The sequence below is a fragment of the Streptococcus sciuri genome (assembly GCF_024814375.1).
GTDB classification, from domain to species: domain Bacteria; phylum Bacillota; class Bacilli; order Lactobacillales; family Streptococcaceae; genus Streptococcus; species Streptococcus sciuri.
Genome location: NZ_JANUXX010000002.1, coordinates 132859 through 153208 on the forward strand (window position 1 = coordinate 132859; position 20350 = coordinate 153208).

Here is a 20350-nt window from a genome sequence, read left to right on the forward strand (position 1 = left end):
GAAGCGCTCTTGTGCTATAATACATGGTATGACACTACTTATCATTGCTAATCCTCATGCAGGAAATCGTCAAGCTTTAGCTGTTACTAAGGCTGTTAAACATATTTACCATAAACCTATTCGTGTCTTTCTTACACGTTTTCCAGATGATGAAAAACATCAGGTTAAGCGTTTATTGGCAAAATATCAGGAGGGTGATAAGGTATTGATTGTTGGTGGAGATGGCACGTTATCTAAGACACTTTATTACTTACCTGATACAATTGCTTTTGCTTATTATCCGGTAGGTTCTGGCAATGATTTTGCACATGCTTTACGTTTGCCTAATTTAAAGATGACCTTAGATAGGTTAGATAAAGAGCAAACAACAGAAATCACTGTTTTTACTTATCAAGGAGGGATTGTTCTAAACAGTTTAGACTTAGGTTTTGCAGCTTATGTGGTAAAAGAATCTTCTCAATCTCATCTAAAATTTTGGTTTAATAAATTTCATCTTGGAAAGCTCACTTATATATTAACTGCTCTTAAATGTTTATTTAAAAATCCAACAGCTAATGTGAGTTTGACCTATGAGGATGGAGAAAAAAAAGTTTTATTAGATTTATTTTTATGCTCTTTGGCAAATAATCGTACATTCGGTGGTGGTGTCGTTATTTGGCCTAAAGCAAGTGCCCTAACGCCACGATTAGAGATTGTCACAGCAAAGGGAAAAACGTTTAGAAAACGTTTAGCGGTTTTGTTGACCTTAGTTTTAAAAATGCATCAGCATTCATCTAGTCTTACACATAAAAGTGTCACAAGGCTTTCTGTTGACTTTGAAGATGATGCTATTATAGAGATTGATGGGGAGATTGTTGTATTAAAACATATTGACTTAATTCCACAAAAACGCTCTATTTATTTTTAAGGAGAAATCTATGTACACTTTAGGTTCCATTGTAGAAATGAAAAAGCCACATGCCTGTACGATTAAAACGACTGGTAAGAAAGCTAATGCTTGGGAGGTGGTTCGTGTGGGAGCTGACATCAAGATTCGCTGTATTAACTGTAAACATGTCGTCATGATGAGTCGTTATGACTTTGAACGTAAGCTTCGAAAAGTCCTTATAAAAGCAAAATAGTTCCTTACGGTAAAGTTATTTCCAAATGCCCTCTAGATAGCTTTTTATCTGACACTAGCCTTTTGGAATAATTTAGATTTTGGGCAGGTTTTTTTGTTAGAACTATGCTATAATGATTTAGATTGAAAATGAACGGAGAAAAATGCATATATGGCTTTAACAGCAGGTATTGTCGGATTACCAAATGTTGGAAAGTCGACACTTTTTAATGCAATTACTAAGGCAGGGGCAGAGGCTGCCAATTACCCTTTTGCAACGATTGATCCAAATGTTGGTATGGTAGAAGTACCAGATGAGCGCTTACAAAAATTAACCGAGCTTATCACACCCAAAAAGACAGTACCAACAACTTTTGAATTTACCGATATTGCTGGTATCGTAAAAGGTGCTTCAAAAGGTGAAGGGCTAGGAAATAAATTCTTAGCGAATATTCGTGAGGTGGATGCGATTGTCCATGTTGTCCGTGCTTTTGATGATGAAAATGTTATGCGTGAGCAAGGACGTGAAGGGGCTTTTGTTGATCCATTAGCAGATATTGATACAATTAACCTTGAGTTGATTTTAGCTGATCTTGAGTCTATCAATAAACGCTATGTTCGTGTTGAAAAGATGGCAAGAACACAAAAAGATAAAGATTCCGTTGCAGAGTTTAATGTACTTCAAAAAATCAAGCCTGTCCTCGAAAATGGTAAGTCAGCTCGTACTATTGACTTTACAGAAGATGAAAAGCAAGTTGTTAAAGGACTCTTTCTTTTAACAACTAAACCTGTTTTATATGTAGCTAATGTTGACGAGGATAAGGTATCTGATCCAGATAGTATTAGCTATGTTCAGCAAATTCGCAAATTCGCAGCAACTGAAAATGCTGAGGTTGTTGTTATATCAGCGCGTGCTGAAGAAGAAATTTCTGAACTTGATAATGAGGATAAAGCAGAGTTTCTTGAAGCTATGGGGTTGAATGAGTCTGGTGTGGATAAATTGACGCGTGCTGCTTATCATTTGTTAGGATTAGGGACTTATTTCACTGCTGGTGAAAAAGAGGTTCGTGCTTGGACTTTTAAACGTGGTATTAAAGCACCTCAGGCAGCAGGTATCATTCACTCTGACTTCGAGAGAGGTTTTATCAGAGCTGTAACGATGTCATACGATGATTTGATGACGTACGGAAGCGAAAAGGCAGTAAAAGAAGCAGGGCGTTTACGTGAAGAAGGTAAAGATTACGTCGTTCAAGATGGTGATATAATGGAATTTAGATTTAATGTCTAAGTCTAGATAAGTGAAGTAAAAGGTTAGGAAACTAAAAACAGTTTCTTAACCGTTTTTATGTTTTGAAAGTGAGAAAATATGGTAAAAATGATTGTTGGTCTAGGAAATCCAGGTAGTAAGTATAAAGAAACACGTCATAATATAGGTTTTATGGCTATTGACAAAATTGTCAATGATCTTGATATTAAATTTACAGAAGATAAAACCTTTAAAGCAGAAGTGGGAAGTGAGTTTGTTAAGGGAGAAAAGGTTTATTTTGTTAAGCCCACTACATTTATGAACAACAGTGGTCTTGCTGTAAAGGCACTTCTCACTTATTATCATATTTCTATTTCTGATATGCTGGTTATTTATGATGATTTAGATATGGTTGTAGGTAAGTTACGTATGCGTAAGAAAGGTTCTGCAGGTGGTCATAACGGTATTAAGAGTATTATTGCATATCTCAACACACAAGAATTTAATCGCATCAAAATTGGTATTGGTCGTCCTCAAAAGGGTGTTAGTGTTATTAACCATGTGTTAGGAAACTTTGATACAGAGGAACACATCGCTATTGACAATACCCTTGATAAGGTTGATAGTGCTGTCAACTTTTATTTACAGTCTAATGATTTCGAACAAACAATGAAACGTTTTAACGGGTGATCAAAATGGATATTATTGACTTATTTAGTCGCAATAAAGCTGTACAAGATTGGCATAGTCAGGTACAATCACAGGGTAGACAGTTAGTTACAGGCTTATCTGCTAGTAGTAGAGCTGTGGCGATAGCATCTGCTTATCGCTCACAAAAAACAAAGATTGTTGTAGTAACATCTAGTCAACATGAGGCTGAACAATTATCTGCTAACTTGGTAGATTTAGTGGGAGAAGAACAAGTCTATTCATTTTTCACAGATGATATTGTTGCTGCAGAGTTTATTTTTTCATCGCATGATAAGGTAGCTTCTCGATTAGCTGCCCTACATTTTTTAAGAGATGAAACTAAATTGGGAATACTTGTTCTTAGTTTACTAGGACTACGTGTCTTACTTCCTAGTCCTGATATTTATGAGAAAAGTCAATATGACTTTAGGATAGGAGATGAGTTTAATCTTGACACACTTGTCAATCATCTGTCTGCAATTGGTTATGAAAAAGTCTCTCAAGTGACATCACCAGGTGAATTTAGTCGTCGTGGCGATATCTTAGATATCTTTGAAATGACACAAGAGCAACCCTATAGACTGGATTTTTTTGGAGATGAGATAGATGGTATTAGAACGTTTGATGTTATCACACAGAAATCTTTAAGACAGATACAAGAAGTGAATGTGTCTCCAGCTAGAGATGTTATTTTATCACCTTTAGATTTTGAACGAGCGAGTGCTCATTTAGAGCGCCAAATAGAGATTGCAAAGGAGCCACTAAAAACTTATTTGTCTGATATACTGTCGTCTTGTCAGAAAGGATTGTTGCATCAAGATGTACGAAGATTTCTTAGTCTTTTTTACGATAAAGAATGGACGCTTTTAGATTATATTCCAGATGGGACGCCTCTCTTTTTTGATGATTTTCAAAAAATAACGGATAAAAATGCTAAGGTAGACTTAGAAAGTGCTAACTTATTGACAGAAGATTTACAAAAGGGTAAAGCATTTTCTAGTCTAAGTTACTTAGCAGATAGTTATCAAAAGTTAAGAGCTTATCAGCCATCAACTTTTTTTTCAACCTTTCATAGAGGATTGGAAAATTTACACTTTTCACAGTTCTACCAGTTGACACAATATTCTATGCAAGAATTTTTTAATCAATTTCCTTTATTGGTTGATGAAATTAATCGTTATCATAAACAAAAGGCTACGGTTTTACTACAAGTATCTTCCTTACAAAGTTTGGAGCGTTTACAAAAAACTTTACAAGAATATCATTTAGATGTTACTATTTCGAAAAGTGAGAATCTTCTTCTCCATCAAGTTCAGATGATGATTGGTCAATTGTCTAGTGGTTTTTATTTTGCTGATGAAAAGATCGTTTTGATAACAGAAAGAGAAATTTTTCATAAACGCATCAAACGCAAGAGGCGATGTACGAATATCAGCAATGCCGAGCGTTTGAAAGATTATAATGAATTATCAGTAGGCGATTATGTGGTGCATAATGTGCATGGTATTGGTCGTTATCTTGGAATTGAAACCATGGAGATTGGAGGTGTTCATAAAGATTATCTGACAGTACAATATCAAAATGCAGACCGTATCTCCATTCCAGTTGAGCAGATTGAATTACTATCAAAATACGTATCGGCAGATGGTAAGGAACCTAAACTTAATACCTTAAACGATGGTCGCTTTAAAAAGACTAAACAACGTGTTGCAAAGCAAATTGAGGATATTGCAGATGATTTAATTAAACTTTATGCTGATCGTAGTCAGCAAAAAGGTTATGCTTTTTCAAAAGATGATGATTTACAATATGATTTTGATAATGATTTTGCTTATGTGGAGACAGAAGATCAGCTACGTTCCATCAAGGAAATCAAGCAAGATATGGAGAGTTCTCGCCCCATGGATCGGCTTTTAGTCGGTGATGTTGGGTTCGGTAAGACTGAGGTCGCCATGCGTGCTGCCTTTAAGGCAGTCAAGGATCATAAACAAGTGGCTATTTTAGTGCCAACGACAGTATTAGCTCAACAACACTACGAAAATTTTAGTCAACGTTTTGCTAATTTTCCTGTGAGCATCGATGTTTTGAGTCGTTTTAGGAGTAAAAAAGAACAAAATAAAACTCTTGAAAAGCTTAGAAAAGGGCAAATTGATATCATCATTGGAACGCATCGTCTCCTCTCAAGAGATGTTACTTTTTCAGATTTAGGTCTGATTGTTATCGATGAGGAGCAACGTTTTGGTGTTAAGCACAAAGAAATGTTAAAAAAATTAAAGACCAAGGTTGACGCACTTACTCTAACAGCAACCCCTATTCCAAGAACACTTCATATGTCTATGCTCGGAATCAGAGATTTATCTGTTATTGAAACACCACCAACTAACCGTTATCCCATACAGACATATGTCATGGAATTCAATCCTAACACTGTGCGTGAAGCACTACTTCGTGAGATGGATCGTGGAGGACAATCCTTTTATATTTACAATCAAGTGGAGACTATGGAGCAAAAAGTGACAGAGATGCGTGAGTTGGTACCTGAGGCTAATATTGGTTTTGTTCATGGTCAAATGAGTGAGATTCAGTTGGAAAATACGCTTTTAGATTTTATAAATGGAGAATATGATTTACTCATTGCAACAACAATTGTTGAAACAGGTATCGATATTTCAAATGTCAATACACTCTTTATTGAAAATGCAGATCAGATGGGGCTATCAACACTGTATCAGTTACGTGGCCGTGTTGGACGTTCTAATCGTATTGCCTATGCTTATCTAATGTATAGACCAGATAAAGTTTTGACAGAGGTATCTGAAAAGAGATTGGACGCTATTAAAGGTTTTACAGAATTGGGATCTGGTTTTAAAATTGCTATGCGAGATTTAGCTATTCGAGGGGCAGGTAATATCCTAGGAGCTTCACAGAGCGGTTTTATAGATTCAGTCGGTTTTGAGATGTATTCGCAGCTGCTTGAGCAAGCTATCGCTCATAAGCAAGGAAAATCTGTAGCTAGACGAAAGAGTAATACTGAGATAGCTCTTCAGATTGATGCTTATATCCCTAAAGATTACATCACAGATGAGAGACAAAAAATTGATATTTATAAGCGTATCCGTGAGATAGAGACACAGATGGATTATGAGGAAATGCAAGAAGATTTAATGGATCGTTTTGGTGAATATCCAGATGAGGTAGCTTATCTGTTAGAGATTGGTTTACTAAAAGCTTATATGGATGTTAGCTTTGCTGAGCGTGTTACACGTAAGAAAGACCAAGTCGTTGTTACCTTTGAGAAAATATCCCTTCAGTATTTACTAACACAGGATTACTTTGAAGCACTTTCAAAAATTAATCTCAAAGCTCGTATAAGCGATAATCACGGAAAAGTTGAACTTATCTTTGACATCAAAAATCAGAAGACTTATATGATTTTGGAAGAATTAATGACTTTTGCAAAAGCTTTGGCAACACGAAAACGAAAAAAAGAAGCACAATTAGATACATAAAATATAGCCATAAAAGAGTAAAAAATGTTAGAATATAGGCTAAGAGTGAGGTGACCTGATGCGCTTAGATAAATATTTAAAAGTTTCTAGAATTATTAAACGTCGTCCTGTAGCAAAAGAAGTCGCTGATAAAGGACGTATCAAAGTGAATGGTATTTTAGCCAAGTCCTCAACAGGCTTGAAACAAGGAGATGAAATTGAAATTCGTTTTGGTAACAAGCTTTTGACAGTTCGTGTTTTGGAAATGAAAGATAGCACAAAAAAAGAAGATGCTACCAAAATGTATGAAATCATTAGTGAAGCAAGGATTGAAAGTGATGAGTAAGGAAAATATCGTTCAATTGAACAATCAATACATTAAAGATGAGCATCAAAAAATACGATATGAGGAGGCAGAAAATAGTAAACGTCACCGTTTGATAGGAGTTGTTATGCTTTTTATGATTTTACTTTTTATTCTCCCCACCTTTAATTTGGTAGAGAGTTATCGTAGTATCCAGTCCAATAAAAAAGAGATTGCAAAGCTCAATAAAAAGTATAAAGTCTTGTCTAAAAAAACATCAAAAGAACAAGATTTAGCAAAGAGTCTACAGGATGAGACGTATATTGAGAAATATGCACGTGCTAAATACTACCTTTCAAAAGATGGTGAAACCATTTATTTGGTTCCAAGTTTATTGCCAAAGTAAGAAAAATGGAGAAAATAGTAACAATTATTGAGCGTTTTCTGGAGTATTCTGATATCAAGTTAGAAGAGCTCTCTCAAACAAATCAAGAGCTTCTAGAGACTTTTTATAGCAAAGAGGAGAAAAGATGAAAAAGCTAGCAATTATTATGCTTTCAACCTTTCTTTTTTTGCCTAGAACAGTAGATAGTACAGAACGTGATGGAGAACTCACAGAAGCTCAAAAAAAGACTTTTTCAGATACAACAACACAATTACTATACTTTACAGATATTCCAAAAGTTCCTCGACTTTCTTTAGCTAGCATGACTTATAATGATGTTGATTTAACGAATGCGTCAGTCATATTACAAAAAGAGACCCTTTTAAAAGTGGTAGCTATTCTGACAAATAATAAAGGTGTGAGGGTGTTTCAATTAGCTAATGGCACCTATATTGAAGCAAGTCACAATCTTATCTTTGATGATAGGGTTGTTAGTAGCGAGGGTATAGATGAGATTAGATGGTTAAAGAATGATAGCAGTTTATATAACGCTCCTTATACTTATGGAGTTACAAAGCAAGCAAACTCTTTAAATGCTGGTGATAGGCTTCATCTCGTTGAAAAAGCAGTCACTCATTATGGCATTTATTATAAGCTAGAAAATGGAGGCTGGATTTCTGAGGAAGAGACTTCAACGACAGATACACGGATGCTAAAAGTACAGGCATTACTCAACAGCAAGTACAATAAATCTAACTATAGTGTCTACGTCAAACAGCTGACGACTCAAGCAATTGCAGGTATTAATATGGATCAGACTATGTATTCTGCAAGTATTGCCAAGCTCGCTACTCTTTATATCACTCAGGAAAAAATCAATACAGGTGAGCTTTCTTACTCTCAAAAATGGACTTATGTTGATGCAGTAAATCATTTTAATGGTTCTTATAATCCAAGTGGTAGTGGTCAACTCAGTAAGGAAGCAGATAATAAAGAATATTCTGTTGAGAAATTGCTCAAACTAACAGCTCAACATTCAGATAACGTTGCAGCTAATATGTTAGGATATTATGCTACCAATCAATTTGATAATTCTTTTTATCAAACAGTGCGTACAATAACTAGTCAGAATTTGACTATGACAGATCGTCAATTATCCGCTCATAGTGCAGGCAATCTTATGGAAGCTATTTATCATCAAAATGGTCGGATTATTGATTATCTTTCTCAGACGGATTTTGATGATAAACGTATCTCGAAAGATATTCCTGTACAGGTAGCCCATAAGGTTGGAGATGCTTATGACTATAAGCATGATGTTGCTATTGTTTATACAAAATCTCCTTTTATATTGTCTATCTTTACAGATAAGGCGTCTTACAGTGACATTAGTCAAATTGCAAATGATATTTATAATATATTGAAATGACAAAGTATCACGAATTACTAACTTATATCAAAAAAAAACATCTATTTGACAAGCATAAAAAAGTTCTGGTGGCTGTGTCTTCTGGTATTGATTCTATGAATTTATTGCACTTTCTCTATCACCATAGGGAGGATTTAGGTATTGAAGTCGCAATTGTTCACGTCAATCATCAACAACGCTCTGAATCAATGGAAGAAGAAGCTTATTTACGTCATTGGGCAAAGGAACATAACATCTTTATTTATGTAGCTCGTTTTTCAGGCATTTTTTCAGAAGAGCGTGCGCGTGATTTTCGCTACAATTTTTTCAAAAAGTGTATGCAGAAATACGGATATACTGCCCTCACAACTGCTCATCATGCTGATGATCAAGCTGAGACGGTCTTAATGCGTATCATACGTGGTAGTCGTTTGCGTTATTTATCTGCTATTCAGGAGGTACAAAACTTTGCAAGCGGTGAACTGATTAGACCTTTTTTAACTATAAAAAAAACAGACTTTCTCGATATAATGCATTTTGAGGACAAGTCTAATCAGTCAGAACACTATTTTAGAAATCGTATTAGAAATCATTACTTGCCACTGTTAGAGCATGAAAATGCGCAATTGAGTTCTGCTTTACGTTATTTAGCAGATGATAGTCGTTTGGCTTATCAAGCATTTCGTGATCTGACAACATCTCTTGATATGACTCAAACTGCAATTTTTCTCAGTCAATCGAGAGCAGTGCAGTATCTAGCACTTGAGGAATATTTTTCACAATTTGCTGATTTAGAGCTTAGCAGAAGACAGTTTGAGACGGCTCTTGACTTATTAAGAAATGATAAACAATTTACTTATCCACTAAAGAAACATTATATTTTGCATAAGGAAGAGAATCATTTTTGGGTGGATAAAGTGGATAGGCAAGAAGTATTTTCTCTTTCATCTCCTCCTTGTCTTATATCTACTGGAGAGTCGCTAGTTTATGATGGTTATCATTTTTCCTATGATAAAGAGTTAGCATTGGCTTTTCCTTTATACGATGCTAGTCCTATTTTACTACGCCATAGGCAAGCTGGAGATAAAATATCTTTTGGACATTTTACAAAGAAAGTGCGTCGTTTGTTTATTGATGATAAATTGTTACCTCAAGAAAGAGCAGAAGCGATTATTGGTGAGCAAAATGGCGAGATTATTTTTATTCTCACAAGACGTAAAACTTATTTGAGAAAACCTTCTAAACATGATATAATGATAGGAAAATTGTATTATCAAAGCATAAACAAGGGAGAACATATGCTCGAGAACGATATCAAAAAAGTCCTCTACACTGAGGAAGACATTATTCGTAAGATAAAAGAGCTAGGAACGCAGTTGACAAAAGATTATAGAGGAAAAAATCCTCTGTTAGTTGGTGTTTTAAAAGGTTCTGTTCCATTTATGGCAGAATTGATGAAACACATTGATACACATGTTGAGATTGATTTTATGGTTGTTTCAAGTTATCATGGTGGAACAACTAGTAGTGGCGAAGTGAAAATCCTAAAAGATGTTGATACAAATGTCGAAGGACGTGATGTTATTTTTGTTGAGGACATCATTGAAACAGGGCGTACACTTAAGTATTTGCGTGATATGTTCAAATATCGCCGAGCCAATTCGGTTAAAATTGCCACACTTTTTGACAAACCAGAAGGTCGTGTTGTCGAGATTGAGTCAGATTATGTATGTTATGACGTACCAAATGAATTTATCGTTGGGTTTGGTTTAGATTATGCTGAAAACTATCGCAACCTTCCTTACGTTGGTGTCTTAAAAGAAAAAATTTATTCTAATTAGTAAAGGTTCACAATTTTATGAAAAACAATAAAAATAATGGCTTCATCCGAAGTTCCTTTATTTACATTCTTGTTATTGTGGCTCTGGTAACCTCTCTTCAATATTATTTGAGAGGAAATAATACGCAGAGCCAGCAGATTAGCTATTCTACTTTAGTAAAACAGTTAAAAAAAGGTGACATAAAGTCTCTGACTTATCAACCTAATGGCAGTGTCGTTGAAATCAGTGGTAAATATACCAAAGCTAAAACAGTCAAAAATGTAACGGGACTTTCCTTTTTAGGCAATACCAATACTACAAGAGTCACTTCTTTTACAGCAGTTACTCTCTCAAGTGATACTTCTATTAAGGATATTACAGATGCAGCTGCTAGTACTGATACTGAAGTAACGGTTAAACATGAAAGTTCTAGTGGTGCATGGATTTCGTTTTTAGCAAGTTTCGTTCCTATTATCATTATGATTGTCTTTTTCATGATGATGATGAACCAAAGTGGTGGCGCTCGTGGTGCTATGAGCTTCGGTAAGAATAAAGCACGTTCAGCAAACAAAGGCGAAGTTAAAGTTCGTTTTTCTGATGTTGCAGGTGCAGAGGAAGAAAAACAAGAACTGGTTGAAGTCGTTGATTTCTTAAAAGATCCACAACGCTATAAAGCACTTGGGGCGCGCATTCCTGCTGGTGTTCTTCTTGAAGGACCTCCAGGAACAGGGAAAACTCTTCTTGCAAAAGCTGTTGCTGGTGAAGCAGGTGTGCCTTTCTTTAGTATTTCAGGTTCTGACTTTGTTGAAATGTTTGTTGGTGTTGGAGCCAGCCGTGTGCGTTCGCTTTTCGAGGATGCTAAAAAAGCAGGGCGTGCTATCATCTTCATCGATGAAATTGATGCTGTTGGACGCCGTCGAGGAGCTGGCATGGGAGGTGGAAATGATGAACGAGAACAAACCCTCAATCAGCTTTTGATTGAGATGGATGGTTTTGAGGGCAATGAAAACATTATTGTTATTGCTGCGACAAACCGTAGTGATGTTCTTGATCCTGCTCTCTTACGTCCGGGGCGTTTTGACCGTAAGGTATTAGTTGGACGTCCTGATGTAAAGGGACGAGAAGCTATTCTTCGTGTACATGCTAAAAATAAACCTTTAGCGGATAATGTTGATTTGAAAGTTGTGGCGCAACAAACTCCTGGTTTTGTTGGAGCTGATCTTGAAAACGTTCTTAATGAAGCTGCGCTTGTTGCCGCTCGTCGTAATAAAAAAATTATTGATGCTAGCGATATTGATGAAGCAGAAGATCGTGTTATCGCAGGTCCATCTAAAAAAGATCGCACTGTTTCTGAACATGAACGTCAGATGGTAGCTTATCATGAAGCGGGACATACTATTGTTGGTTTGACGCTATCAAATGCGCGTGTTGTCCATAAAGTAACTATTGTTCCTCGAGGACGTGCAGGTGGCTACATGATTGCACTTCCTAAAGAAGATCAAATGCTTTTGTCCAAAACAGATCTCAAAGAGCAACTTGCAGGATTGATGGGTGGACGTGTGGCAGAAGAGATTATTTTTAATGCACAAACTTCAGGCGCTTCAAATGACTTTGAACAAGCAACACAGATTGCTCGTGCTATGGTTACAGAATATGGTATGAGTGACAAACTTGGTCCGGTTCAGTACGAGGGAAGTCATGCTATGCAACCAGGACAATTCACCCCTGAGCAATCTTATTCAGATCAAACTGCTCAGCTCATTGATGATGAAGTACGTCATCTTCTCAACGAAGCACGTAATACTGCAGCAGATATTATCAATGATAATCGTGAGACTCATCGTTTGATTGCTGAGGCACTGCTGAAGTATGAAACCCTTGATGCTGCTCAGATTAAGTCTATTTATGAGACAGGAAAAATGCCAGAAGAAAAAGATGATAATGAAGAGTATGCTCTTTCTTATGATGAAGTTAAAGAGAAAATGGCTCAAGGAAGTTCTTCTGTCAATGACTAACTTAACCCAACTTTTCGTCACTTTGTCAACTGTGATGGGTGATGAGAAGCTAAACCCAAGAGAGGAAGGTATTTTCCTCTCTTTTTTGATGTTTCATGTGATGAGAATTTTAGTTTTGAAGTCATTAAAGTTTCTAAATCCAAAAGCTTGTCGTTTGACATTTTTGATGAGTTTGTTGGTAGTTTCTAGCTTAGCATTAGAATAGGGAAGCTCTAGAGCATTACTACTATCTTTCTTATAGCGTAGAAAAGTTTTGAAGACTTTCTTAAAAGGTGGATTAACAAGCATTATAGTATTTTCATAAGTGCAAAAAAATCAGGAATTTTAGTTCGTGAATTTGCAATTGGTATGGGCCAAAAATCTTTTCTCATATTGGAAAAGACGGTACAGAAATTCGCATTGTTCCGTTTGATGTGCAGTATCAAAATGCCTCTGTTTGGGGACGTTTAATCACCAACTTTGCAGGTCCGATGAATAATTTTATCTTAGGAACGTTGGCATTTATCTTGTTCTTCTTTTTACAAGGGGGTGTTCCTGATACTTCAACGAATAATGTGACCGTAACAGAAGGTGGAGCTTTGCAGGCAGCAGGAGTGGATACAGGAGATAAGATTGTCTCTTTAAATGGTCAGACTGTTGTAGATTATGATGAGATTGTTCAAGTAATGAAACAGGCTAGCTAAGATGCGACTTCAGCGCCTGAATTTGATGTCGTTGTTGAGCATGACGGTCAAGATAAGACCGTGCATGTAAAGGCTAAGGAAGAAGAGGAAACTTATTATATTGGAGTTTCTCCGTTATTGAAAACTGGCTTTTGGAACAAAATTCAAGCAGGGTTAACACGTGCTGTTAAAACGAGTTTCTTGATTGTTACTGCCTTGAAAGGCTTGATTGCTCAATTTAGTTTGGATAAATTGAGCGGTCCTGTTGCAGTGTATCAATTTAGTGCCCAAGCAGCACAAGACGGTTGATTATCTGTCATCAATCTGCTTGCTCTCTTATCTATCAACCTAGGAATTATGAACTTGATTCCAATTCCTGTTCTTGACGGTGGTAAGATTGTTATCAATATTATTGAAGCAATTCGTAGAAAACCATTGAAACAAGAAATGGAATCCTATATTACCTTATCAGGTGTAACCATTATGGTTATTCTAATGTTAGCAGTTACTTGGAACGATATTATGCGTGTCTTTTTCTAAAGAAATAAAAAGGAGATTACAATTTATATGAAACAGTCTAAAATGATTATCCCAACTTTACGGGAAATGCCTTCTGATGCACAGGTTATTAGCCATGCTCTTATGGTACGTGCAGGGTATGTTCGTCAGGTATCAGCAGGAATTTATAGCTATTTACCGCTTGCCAATCGTGTGATTGAAAAAGCAAAAACGATTATGCGAGAGGAATTTGATAAGATTGAAGCGGTAGAATTTTTAGCACCAGCCCTCTTGTCAGCAGATATATGGCGTGAGTCAGGACGGTATGAAACCTATGGAGATGACCTCTATAAGTTAAAAAATCATGAGGGATCAGACTTTATCCTAGGTCCAATTCATGAGGAAACCGTAACTTTGTTAGCACGAGATGCTGTCCAATCTTACAAGCAATTACCGCTTAACATTTACCAAATCCAACCTAAATACCGTGATGAAAAACGCCCTCGTAACGGTCTTCTACGTGGTCGTGAATTTATCATGAAAGACGGTTACAGTTTCCATGCCAACTATGAGAGCTTAGACCAGACCTATGATGATTACAAGTCTGCCTATGAAGCAATCTTTACCTGTGCAGGCTTAGAATTTAAGGCGATTATCGGAGACGGTGGTGCTATGGGCGGTAAGGATAGTCAAGAATTTATGGCAATTACACCAGACCGGACAGACTTAGAACGCTGGGTTGTGCTAGACAAATCAGTAACTTCTTTTGATAAAATTCCAGCAGATGTTTTAGACGCTATCAAGGCAGAATTAGCAGCATGGTTGGTATCTGGTGAGGATACGATTGTGTATTCTAGCGAATCCAGCTACGCTGCTAACCTTGAAATGGCGACAAGTGAATCAAGCCACGCAATCAAGTGGTAACGGAAGACTCCCTTGTCAAGGTGGCAACACCAGATAGCAAGACCATTGATGAGGTTGCCGCTTTCCTGAATGTAGCAGAGGAACAAACGATTAAAACCATGCTCTTTATAGCAGACGGTGAACCAGTTGTTGCTCTTCTTGTTGGAAATGACCAAGTTAATGATGTCAAATTGAAGAACCACCTCGGAGCTGATTTCTTTGACCCTGCTGGTTCGGAAGATGCTGAAAAACTTTTTGGTGCGAATTTTGGTTCATTAGGACCAGTCGGTTTGCCAGAAGGTATCAAGATTATTGCAGACCGTAAGGTGCAAGATATTAAGAATGCAGTTGTTGGTGCTAATGAGGATGGTTTCCACTACACAGGAGCAAATGCAGGTCGTGATTTCCAAGTGACCGAATATGTAGATATTCGTGAAGTCAAAGAAGGTGAGCCTTCGCCAGACGGACAGGATGTGCTTCAGTTTGCACGAGGTATTGAGATTGGACACATCTTTAAGCTAGGAACTCGCTATTCAGACAGTATGAATGCTACTATTTTAGATGAAAATGGTCGAGCAGTACCGATGATTATGGGCTGCTATGGAATTGGTGTTAGTCGTCTCTTGTCAGCCGTCCTAGAGCAACACGCTCGTCTCTTTGTTAATAAAACGCCAAAAGGCGAATACCGTTTTGCGTGGGGTATCAACTTCCCGAAAGAATTGGCACCATTTGATGTGTATTTGATTCCAGTTAATGTCAAGGACGAAGTAGCGATGAACTTGACCCAAGAGATTGAAAATAGCTTACTAGCAGCTGGCTATGAAGTCTTGACTGATGACCGCAATGAGCGTGTCGGAGTGAAATTCTCAGATAGTGATTTGATAGGATTGACAATCCGTGTTACTGTTGGAAAAAAAGCAGCAGAAGGCATTGTTGAAGTGAAAATCAAGGGGACTGGTGATACAGTTGAAGTTCATGCAAATCAGCTACTTGAAACCTTGCAGATTTTGATGCAAGCTAAATAATTTCAGAAGTTCATTTTTACAACAATATAAAAGGTTTATAACCAAATTTGAATAGTTGGTTATAAACCTTTTTTTATTAAAAAATAAAATGCAGGTAAAGAATGGATATGGACAAATATTGTCCACGAAGCCTGATATACTAAGCATATCAGGTATTGCATTATCATACAATACCATAAACTAATAGAAAGGGGATTAGGATTATGACAGAATGGTACGTTGTGGACCAGTTTGGAAATAAGATTGCTGGACCATTTATTGATAAGCAAACCGCAGAAACATTTGCTAATGGTAATCCAAATTTTTCTGTGATTGCACAGTAATCATGCTTTGAGGGGCTTTTGGTATCGTAAGGTCAACTTATACGCATTGAATTTCAAAAATAGCAGTTTTGGCGACCATTGCAAACAAGATGTACTTTGGCGGATAAATATAAGGTTACTTTCGCCGTAGTGGAATGATTCGCAACAGTCGCTGTTGCGAATAACGGAAATTTTGAGACTTTTGGCTCAACATTTAGCAATGAAACTCCCTTGGATATAACAAACAGTTACCCAAACGATTTGTTCTTACGTCCGCACTATTTAAGAAAGTAAGAAAATGCTCATTTTGATTTTCACAGAGTATTACTAGGAGAGCCTCTCTCCTTTTTATGAGGAACTAGAATGGAAAAAGAAGTTATTATTTATTGCTATCGTATGACGCATGACTATGGCATCAATCCCTGTGTATTTACCAGTGATTATCAAGGTACACCTGATTTACTGACAGAAGGTGGCTGTATGAAAGCTATCCGTTTGAATTTAAATAAGCATTGGGTTCATAAGATTAGAAGGGGAGAAGTAGAGGCTTATATGATGGCGGTCGCTGGCTATTCAGATGATTGTGGCAGGAAGTGCGATAAGGAAGGGAGGGGCTTTATTACTCCACATCGGAATCGCTTGATTTTTGTTGCTAAGATTTGTGATGTGATTTCAAGGGGAGAGTATTTGGCATCTGCTGTATCTAAAAATCGGCGTGATAGCTATACCTATAATTGGGAAATAGAGCGGTATGACCTATGGGATTCAAAGGTTTTACAAGAGCCAATGATTCTTTCAAAGGATTTTCGCTATTTTGGTCAATCAGCCTTAGAATTATCTGCTGAGATTGTTGAATTATTCCCTTCAGGAAATAGGGCTATGTTGGGAGGGAAACGTTTTCCGATATGGAATGCTAAGAATGGTTTTTACCGTTCAACAGAGCGTCCGCAGGAGACAGCGGAATTATTGGAATTTATTCAGAACGTATTTGTTTCAACAGAACCTATTGTTGACTTGCCTTATTATCCTATCTATCCTATCTATCCTAAAGGAGAATAGTCTATGAAAATCATTTTATCCAGAAAGGGCTTTGATAGCTCAAATGGTGGCATACCAAGTCCGATTTTACCAGACGGAACTCTTTTATCTTTACCAATTCCTGCAAAGATAGACCAATTGTCTTTTGATGATTTACACTATAATGGAGTCAGTTATGCAGAGATTTTGAGGCAATTGCGTGGTAGAGATTGTAAGGAGCATCACTTTAATTGCCACCTAGACCCAGATATTCGGAAACATGTTCGTTCCAAACCTGTGGAAAATTGGCAGGCTGGTTTCGGACAGATAAATGCAGCTCAAGGCTTACTCAGAAATCAGGGAGTCGGTGTAGGAGATTTATTTCTCTTTTTTGGCTGGTTTCGACAGACAGAGGGAAATCTTTCTGCTGGAACCTTGCGTTATCGGACAGATGCTCCTGACTTAAATATTATCTATGGTTATCTTCAAGTTGGAGAGCTGGTTCATCAAAAAGAAAGGCTTCAAAATCAGTATCCTTTCCATCCGCATTCTCTTGAAGAACGTGCAAATAAGCCAAGTAATATCTTATATTTGTCTCAAGAAAAATTGAGTTTTGCAGAAGATAAAGAGGGATATGGTGTCTTTAATTATGCGGAAAATCGGGTCTTAACCAAAGAGGGAAAAAGTAGAAGTATCTGGAAGGAAATCCCAGCCCTGTTTCCAGAGAATTTATGTGGGAATCACAAAAATTCTGCTAAGAATGGTGGTATTTCTTATGCAGGTATTTGGCAGGAAAAGGTACTCCAAGAAAATTCTCTGTCTGAATCTTGGGCACAATCTTTGTTTGAATAGAGGTTGACAGAGAAAATGAATGATGTAGAACGACTTTTTGATATTTTTTTCCGACTACAAGCTGGTGAGTATCTGAGTAAGAAGCAGGTGGCGAATCTCTATCAGGTTAGTGAAAAAACTGCTCAACGGGATTTCTCACTTTTAGCCTATATTCTCGAAACACAGTCGCAACAAGGCTTGGTCCTTGTCTTATCAAAAGGAGGGCTATCAACGCTATTTAAGGCAGCAAAATCGTTTTGGTAAGCAGGAGATTCTAGTTTTAATCAAGATTTTGCTGGAAAGTAGAGCTTTAAATCGTCACGAAAATCAAAAAATGATAGAGGGTTTGTTGCAGTTATTGAATCAGCAAGGGCAAAAGGAAGTCAAGCAGATTATCGGGAATGAGTGGATAAATTATAGAGGACCTTATCATCAAGTAGATAAAGTTGACAGGATTTGGGAACTTTCCCATGCTATTTATGAACAGAAAATGTTGATAATTGATTACCAGCTTCCTAAGGACAAAGAAACCAAGACTTATGAGGTGCTCCCTATTTCTATCTTTTTTGACTTATTTTATTTTTACGTAGTTGTTTATTATGAGAAGTATGGGGAATATTTGACCTTGCGAGTGGATAGGATTCAGCATATCAGTGTTTCTTCTGCTTCTGCTCCTAGATTGGACTATGCTAGTCGCTATCGTGATGGCGACGTCCGACTTTTTAAGGTAGATGCTTCTGAAGGAGAAATGATTTCCATGCGTTTGGAATATTATTTTTATACAGACATAGTCTTTGACCAATTTCCCCAAGCTAGATTGGTCAAAAAGGACGGGAAAACGGCGATTTTTGAGATTGAATGCCAGTGGACATGGGGGCTTGAAAAATGGTTGCGGGGTCAGGGAGCAAATCTCAAAATTTTAGGTCCTCAAAAGTTACGAGATTCGTTTGCGTCTGAATTGGAAAAAATAAGAAGTTACTATAAATAAGTAAGTGAATGGACACTATTTGTCCATTCATTTTTATATACTAACGTTAAGTTAAATGATTAAAGGAGACCTATAAATGAGTAACAAAATGATTTCATATAGGGATGAGAATGGGCAACTCGTTTCTGCTACGGATGTATGGACATTTGAAAAGTTAGAACAGCTCTTTACTAAACTCAATCCCAAACGTTTGCAACGTAAGGATATAGTGGAAAGGGAAAAAGAGAATGACAGATAAGTTTCAATTGTTGATGAAGCAGATTGGTTTGCCACTTGAACTTAGGGAATCAAGTGATTTTTCACATGCTCGTATTGAACAAGTCCTTATTCATAGACTAAGTAAAATATGGGATTTTACGTTTTATTTTGACAAACCTCTGCCGTTGATGAGTTATCAATTATTAAAGGCACATTTGATAAATGAATTTCAAAAAACAGGGAATCAGGCACGTTTTCAAATTGTAACAGGGGCGCAGGAGTGGGAGATAATCCAGAGTGGCTTTGATGATAAGATGGGAGTCAGATTTCAGAACTTCCTTAATTGTGATTTGTTTATCTTTTATTCCGATGAGTTTTGTGGTATTCTTAATATGTTCCATAAGCTACTTTTTAATGATGGTTTGGTTGCTTTTCATTATAAGTCCTTCTGTGGGAGTTACCCACTACAGAAATTATAGAGCCGCTTTTTTCAAAGTTTTTTTTTTTTTTTTGCACAGATTACGAATAGAGAAAGTAAGGAGGAAGAAGGAGCTTATGCGAATTTCTGAAACAAAACACTTACTAGCTACCTTATTCATAAGTATTACCTTATCAGCCGCCCCTGGACAAGCCACAGTAATAGGTGATGATTATCCATCACAATGGCGTCACGGTGTCGGCGCAGACAGCTGGGGAATGTATCTGAGACAATGCACCTCTTTTGTCGCCTTTAGACTGAACAGTACCAATGGCTTTAGTCTCCCACAAGGATATGGTAACGCCATCAGTTGGGGAAGTATCGCTCGTAGCCAAGGATACCGAGTTGACATGAGCCCCACAGTAGGCTCCATAGCATGGTTCAGCTCAGGAGTCAATGGCGCAGGAAGCTACGGACATGTCGCTTGGGTAGCAGAAGTGGACGGTGATACTGTCACCACAGAAGAATACAACTACGATTACGGTCAAGGTTCTGAGCAATATTATCGACGCAGTTTCCATAAAAACCAAGTATCTGGCTATATCCACTTCAAAGATTTAAGCACTGTCGATACTTCCAATCTTAGTCCAAGCTCCCCTATCTCTACTTCCGTTTCTCTCACTTCACGAGGGTGTTATATCTTTCCTCAACGCTCTTATATCAAAAATATTCCCCAACAAAACAGTAAGACTGTTGCCTATTACGACTCTGGTGACAGTGTTAACTACGATAGCATCATTTACTCTGAAGATCACCAGTGGCTCTCATATATTAGTTACAGTGGCATACGTCGCTATATCGCCATAGAGTAAAGAAAGACAATAAGTCTTTTTTTAAAAAACATTTCCCATTTTCATTGACAGGTATATCAAAATTTGATAGACTAATGGAGCTGTCGGACGTCCTGTATTTTGTTACTTTTTTTGGAAAAAGTTTCAAAAAAGGGTTGACAAGGCTTAGGTAGTTTGATAGAATATAGGAGTTGTCTCGAGA

General features: G+C 37.1%; 19 protein-coding genes and 5 pseudogenes. 23 read left to right on the forward strand and 1 reads right to left on the reverse strand.

Annotated elements, in window-relative coordinates; translation table 11 throughout:
* The first annotated feature begins 28 nt into the window (after positions 1-28).
* From NXS10_RS03195 to ftsH, 12 genes and pseudogenes are all read left to right on the forward strand, one after another.
* Entirely contained in the window at positions 29-907 is an 879-nt protein-coding gene (locus NXS10_RS03195; RefSeq protein ID WP_259137584.1) for a diacylglycerol/lipid kinase family protein, read from the forward strand.
* 10 nt (positions 908-917) lie between these two features.
* Complete coding sequence (locus NXS10_RS03200; RefSeq protein ID WP_259137586.1) at positions 918-1121, forward strand: DUF951 domain-containing protein; 204 nt, start codon at positions 918-920, stop codon at positions 1119-1121.
* A 150-nt stretch (positions 1122-1271) separates the two neighbouring features.
* Positions 1272-2387, forward strand: coding sequence for a redox-regulated ATPase YchF (gene ychF / locus NXS10_RS03205; RefSeq protein ID WP_259137588.1), 1116 nt, complete (start codon positions 1272-1274; stop codon positions 2385-2387).
* 78 nt (positions 2388-2465) lie between these two features.
* Positions 2466-3035: an aminoacyl-tRNA hydrolase gene (pth, locus tag NXS10_RS03210; RefSeq protein ID WP_259137590.1), complete on the forward strand. Its 570-nt coding sequence runs from the start codon at positions 2466-2468 to the stop codon at positions 3033-3035.
* Positions 3036-3040: 5 nt separating this feature from the next.
* Positions 3041-6544, forward strand: a complete 3504-nt coding sequence (mfd, locus tag NXS10_RS03215) for a transcription-repair coupling factor (protein WP_259137593.1) — start codon at positions 3041-3043, stop codon at positions 6542-6544.
* Positions 6545-6602: 58 nt separating this feature from the next.
* A complete protein-coding gene (locus tag NXS10_RS03220) occupies positions 6603-6869 on the forward strand; it encodes an RNA-binding S4 domain-containing protein (RefSeq protein ID WP_259137595.1) in 267 nt (88 codons plus the stop codon).
* Positions 6862-7233, forward strand: a complete 372-nt coding sequence (locus NXS10_RS03225; protein WP_259137630.1) for an FtsB family cell division protein — start codon at positions 6862-6864, stop codon at positions 7231-7233. The genes NXS10_RS03220 and NXS10_RS03225 overlap by 8 nt, the downstream gene beginning before the upstream one ends.
* A gap of 5 nt (positions 7234-7238) precedes the next feature.
* A complete protein-coding gene (locus NXS10_RS03230) occupies positions 7239-7361 on the forward strand; it encodes an SP_0009 family protein (protein WP_259137597.1) in 123 nt (40 codons plus the stop codon).
* On the forward strand, positions 7358-8641 hold the full coding sequence (locus NXS10_RS03235; protein WP_259137599.1) for a serine hydrolase: 1284 nt from the start codon (positions 7358-7360) through the stop codon (positions 8639-8641). Before NXS10_RS03230 ends, NXS10_RS03235 begins: the two co-directional genes overlap by 4 nt.
* A pseudogene (tilS, locus tag NXS10_RS03240) lies at positions 8638-9912 on the forward strand (tRNA lysidine(34) synthetase TilS); the annotation flags it as partial. The gene NXS10_RS03235 and the pseudogene tilS, both read left to right, overlap by 4 nt.
* A 6-nt stretch (positions 9913-9918) precedes the next feature.
* A complete protein-coding gene (gene hpt / locus NXS10_RS03245) occupies positions 9919-10461 on the forward strand; it encodes a hypoxanthine phosphoribosyltransferase (protein ID WP_259137632.1) in 543 nt (180 codons plus the stop codon).
* Positions 10462-10478: 17 nt separating this feature from the next.
* On the forward strand, positions 10479-12455 hold the full coding sequence (gene ftsH / locus NXS10_RS03250; protein ID WP_259137601.1) for an ATP-dependent zinc metalloprotease FtsH: 1977 nt from the start codon (positions 10479-10481) through the stop codon (positions 12453-12455).
* 93 nt (positions 12456-12548) lie between these two features.
* Here the strand turns inward: ftsH and NXS10_RS03255 are convergent.
* Positions 12549-12770 (reverse strand): annotated as a pseudogene (locus NXS10_RS03255) (transposase); the annotation flags it as partial.
* Between the two features lie 56 nt (positions 12771-12826).
* Between NXS10_RS03255 and NXS10_RS08695 the strand changes: the two are divergent.
* From NXS10_RS08695 to NXS10_RS03305, 11 genes and pseudogenes are all read left to right on the forward strand, one after another.
* Positions 12827-13031 (forward strand): annotated as a pseudogene (locus NXS10_RS08695) (site-2 protease family protein); the annotation flags it as partial.
* Between the two features lie 17 nt (positions 13032-13048).
* Positions 13049-13138 carry a hypothetical protein gene (locus tag NXS10_RS08700; protein ID WP_444544872.1) on the forward strand — a complete coding sequence of 30 codons (90 nt, stop codon included), beginning with the start codon at positions 13049-13051 and terminating at the stop codon, positions 13136-13138.
* A 207-nt stretch (positions 13139-13345) separates the two neighbouring features.
* Positions 13346-13657: pseudogene (locus NXS10_RS08705) on the forward strand (site-2 protease family protein); the annotation flags it as partial.
* A 27-nt stretch (positions 13658-13684) separates the two neighbouring features.
* Positions 13685-15543 (forward strand): annotated as a pseudogene (locus NXS10_RS03265) (proline--tRNA ligase).
* A gap of 665 nt (positions 15544-16208) precedes the next feature.
* Positions 16209-16904: a hypothetical protein gene (locus NXS10_RS03270; RefSeq protein WP_259137603.1), complete on the forward strand. Its 696-nt coding sequence runs from the start codon at positions 16209-16211 to the stop codon at positions 16902-16904.
* A gap of 3 nt (positions 16905-16907) precedes the next feature.
* Positions 16908-17714, forward strand: coding sequence for an Nmad3 family putative nucleotide modification protein (locus tag NXS10_RS03275; protein ID WP_259137605.1), 807 nt, complete (start codon positions 16908-16910; stop codon positions 17712-17714).
* Between the two features lie 15 nt (positions 17715-17729).
* Entirely contained in the window at positions 17730-17957 is a 228-nt protein-coding gene (locus NXS10_RS03280; RefSeq protein ID WP_259137607.1) for a hypothetical protein, read from the forward strand.
* A 70-nt stretch (positions 17958-18027) separates the two neighbouring features.
* A complete protein-coding gene (locus NXS10_RS03285) occupies positions 18028-18681 on the forward strand; it encodes a helix-turn-helix transcriptional regulator (RefSeq protein WP_259137610.1) in 654 nt (217 codons plus the stop codon).
* Positions 18682-18757: 76 nt separating this feature from the next.
* Complete coding sequence (locus NXS10_RS03290; protein ID WP_259137612.1) at positions 18758-18919, forward strand: hypothetical protein; 162 nt, start codon at positions 18758-18760, stop codon at positions 18917-18919.
* Positions 18909-19358 carry a PolC-type DNA polymerase III N-terminal domain-containing protein gene (locus NXS10_RS08620; protein ID WP_373317981.1) on the forward strand — a complete coding sequence of 150 codons (450 nt, stop codon included), beginning with the start codon at positions 18909-18911 and terminating at the stop codon, positions 19356-19358. Before NXS10_RS03290 ends, NXS10_RS08620 begins: the two co-directional genes overlap by 11 nt.
* 76 nt (positions 19359-19434) lie before the next feature.
* Entirely contained in the window at positions 19435-20169 is a 735-nt protein-coding gene (locus NXS10_RS03305; RefSeq protein WP_259137615.1) for a CHAP domain-containing protein, read from the forward strand.
* Positions 20170-20350 lie beyond the last annotated feature (181 nt).

Coding starts and splice junctions, on each gene's coding strand:
- NXS10_RS03195 (WP_259137584.1), top strand. CDS start 29: ATGACACTACTTATCATTGCTAATCCTCATGCAGGAAATCGTCAAGCT.
- NXS10_RS03200 (WP_259137586.1), top strand. CDS start 918: ATGTACACTTTAGGTTCCATTGTAGAAATGAAAAAGCCACATGCCTGT.
- ychF (WP_259137588.1), top strand. CDS start 1,272: ATGGCTTTAACAGCAGGTATTGTCGGATTACCAAATGTTGGAAAGTCG.
- pth (WP_259137590.1), top strand. CDS start 2,466: ATGGTAAAAATGATTGTTGGTCTAGGAAATCCAGGTAGTAAGTATAAA.
- mfd (WP_259137593.1), top strand. CDS start 3,041: ATGGATATTATTGACTTATTTAGTCGCAATAAAGCTGTACAAGATTGG.
- NXS10_RS03220 (WP_259137595.1), top strand. CDS start 6,603: ATGCGCTTAGATAAATATTTAAAAGTTTCTAGAATTATTAAACGTCGT.
- NXS10_RS03225 (WP_259137630.1), top strand. CDS start 6,862: ATGAGTAAGGAAAATATCGTTCAATTGAACAATCAATACATTAAAGAT.
- NXS10_RS03230 (WP_259137597.1), top strand. CDS start 7,239: ATGGAGAAAATAGTAACAATTATTGAGCGTTTTCTGGAGTATTCTGAT.
- NXS10_RS03235 (WP_259137599.1), top strand. CDS start 7,358: ATGAAAAAGCTAGCAATTATTATGCTTTCAACCTTTCTTTTTTTGCCT.
- hpt (WP_259137632.1), top strand. CDS start 9,919: ATGCTCGAGAACGATATCAAAAAAGTCCTCTACACTGAGGAAGACATT.
- ftsH (WP_259137601.1), top strand. CDS start 10,479: ATGAAAAACAATAAAAATAATGGCTTCATCCGAAGTTCCTTTATTTAC.
- NXS10_RS03270 (WP_259137603.1), top strand. CDS start 16,209: ATGGAAAAAGAAGTTATTATTTATTGCTATCGTATGACGCATGACTAT.
- NXS10_RS03275 (WP_259137605.1), top strand. CDS start 16,908: ATGAAAATCATTTTATCCAGAAAGGGCTTTGATAGCTCAAATGGTGGC.
- NXS10_RS03280 (WP_259137607.1), top strand. CDS start 17,730: ATGAATGATGTAGAACGACTTTTTGATATTTTTTTCCGACTACAAGCT.
- NXS10_RS03285 (WP_259137610.1), top strand. CDS start 18,028: ATGATAGAGGGTTTGTTGCAGTTATTGAATCAGCAAGGGCAAAAGGAA.
- NXS10_RS03290 (WP_259137612.1), top strand. CDS start 18,758: ATGAGTAACAAAATGATTTCATATAGGGATGAGAATGGGCAACTCGTT.
- NXS10_RS08620 (WP_373317981.1), top strand. CDS start 18,909: ATGACAGATAAGTTTCAATTGTTGATGAAGCAGATTGGTTTGCCACTT.
- NXS10_RS03305 (WP_259137615.1), top strand. CDS start 19,435: ATGCGAATTTCTGAAACAAAACACTTACTAGCTACCTTATTCATAAGT.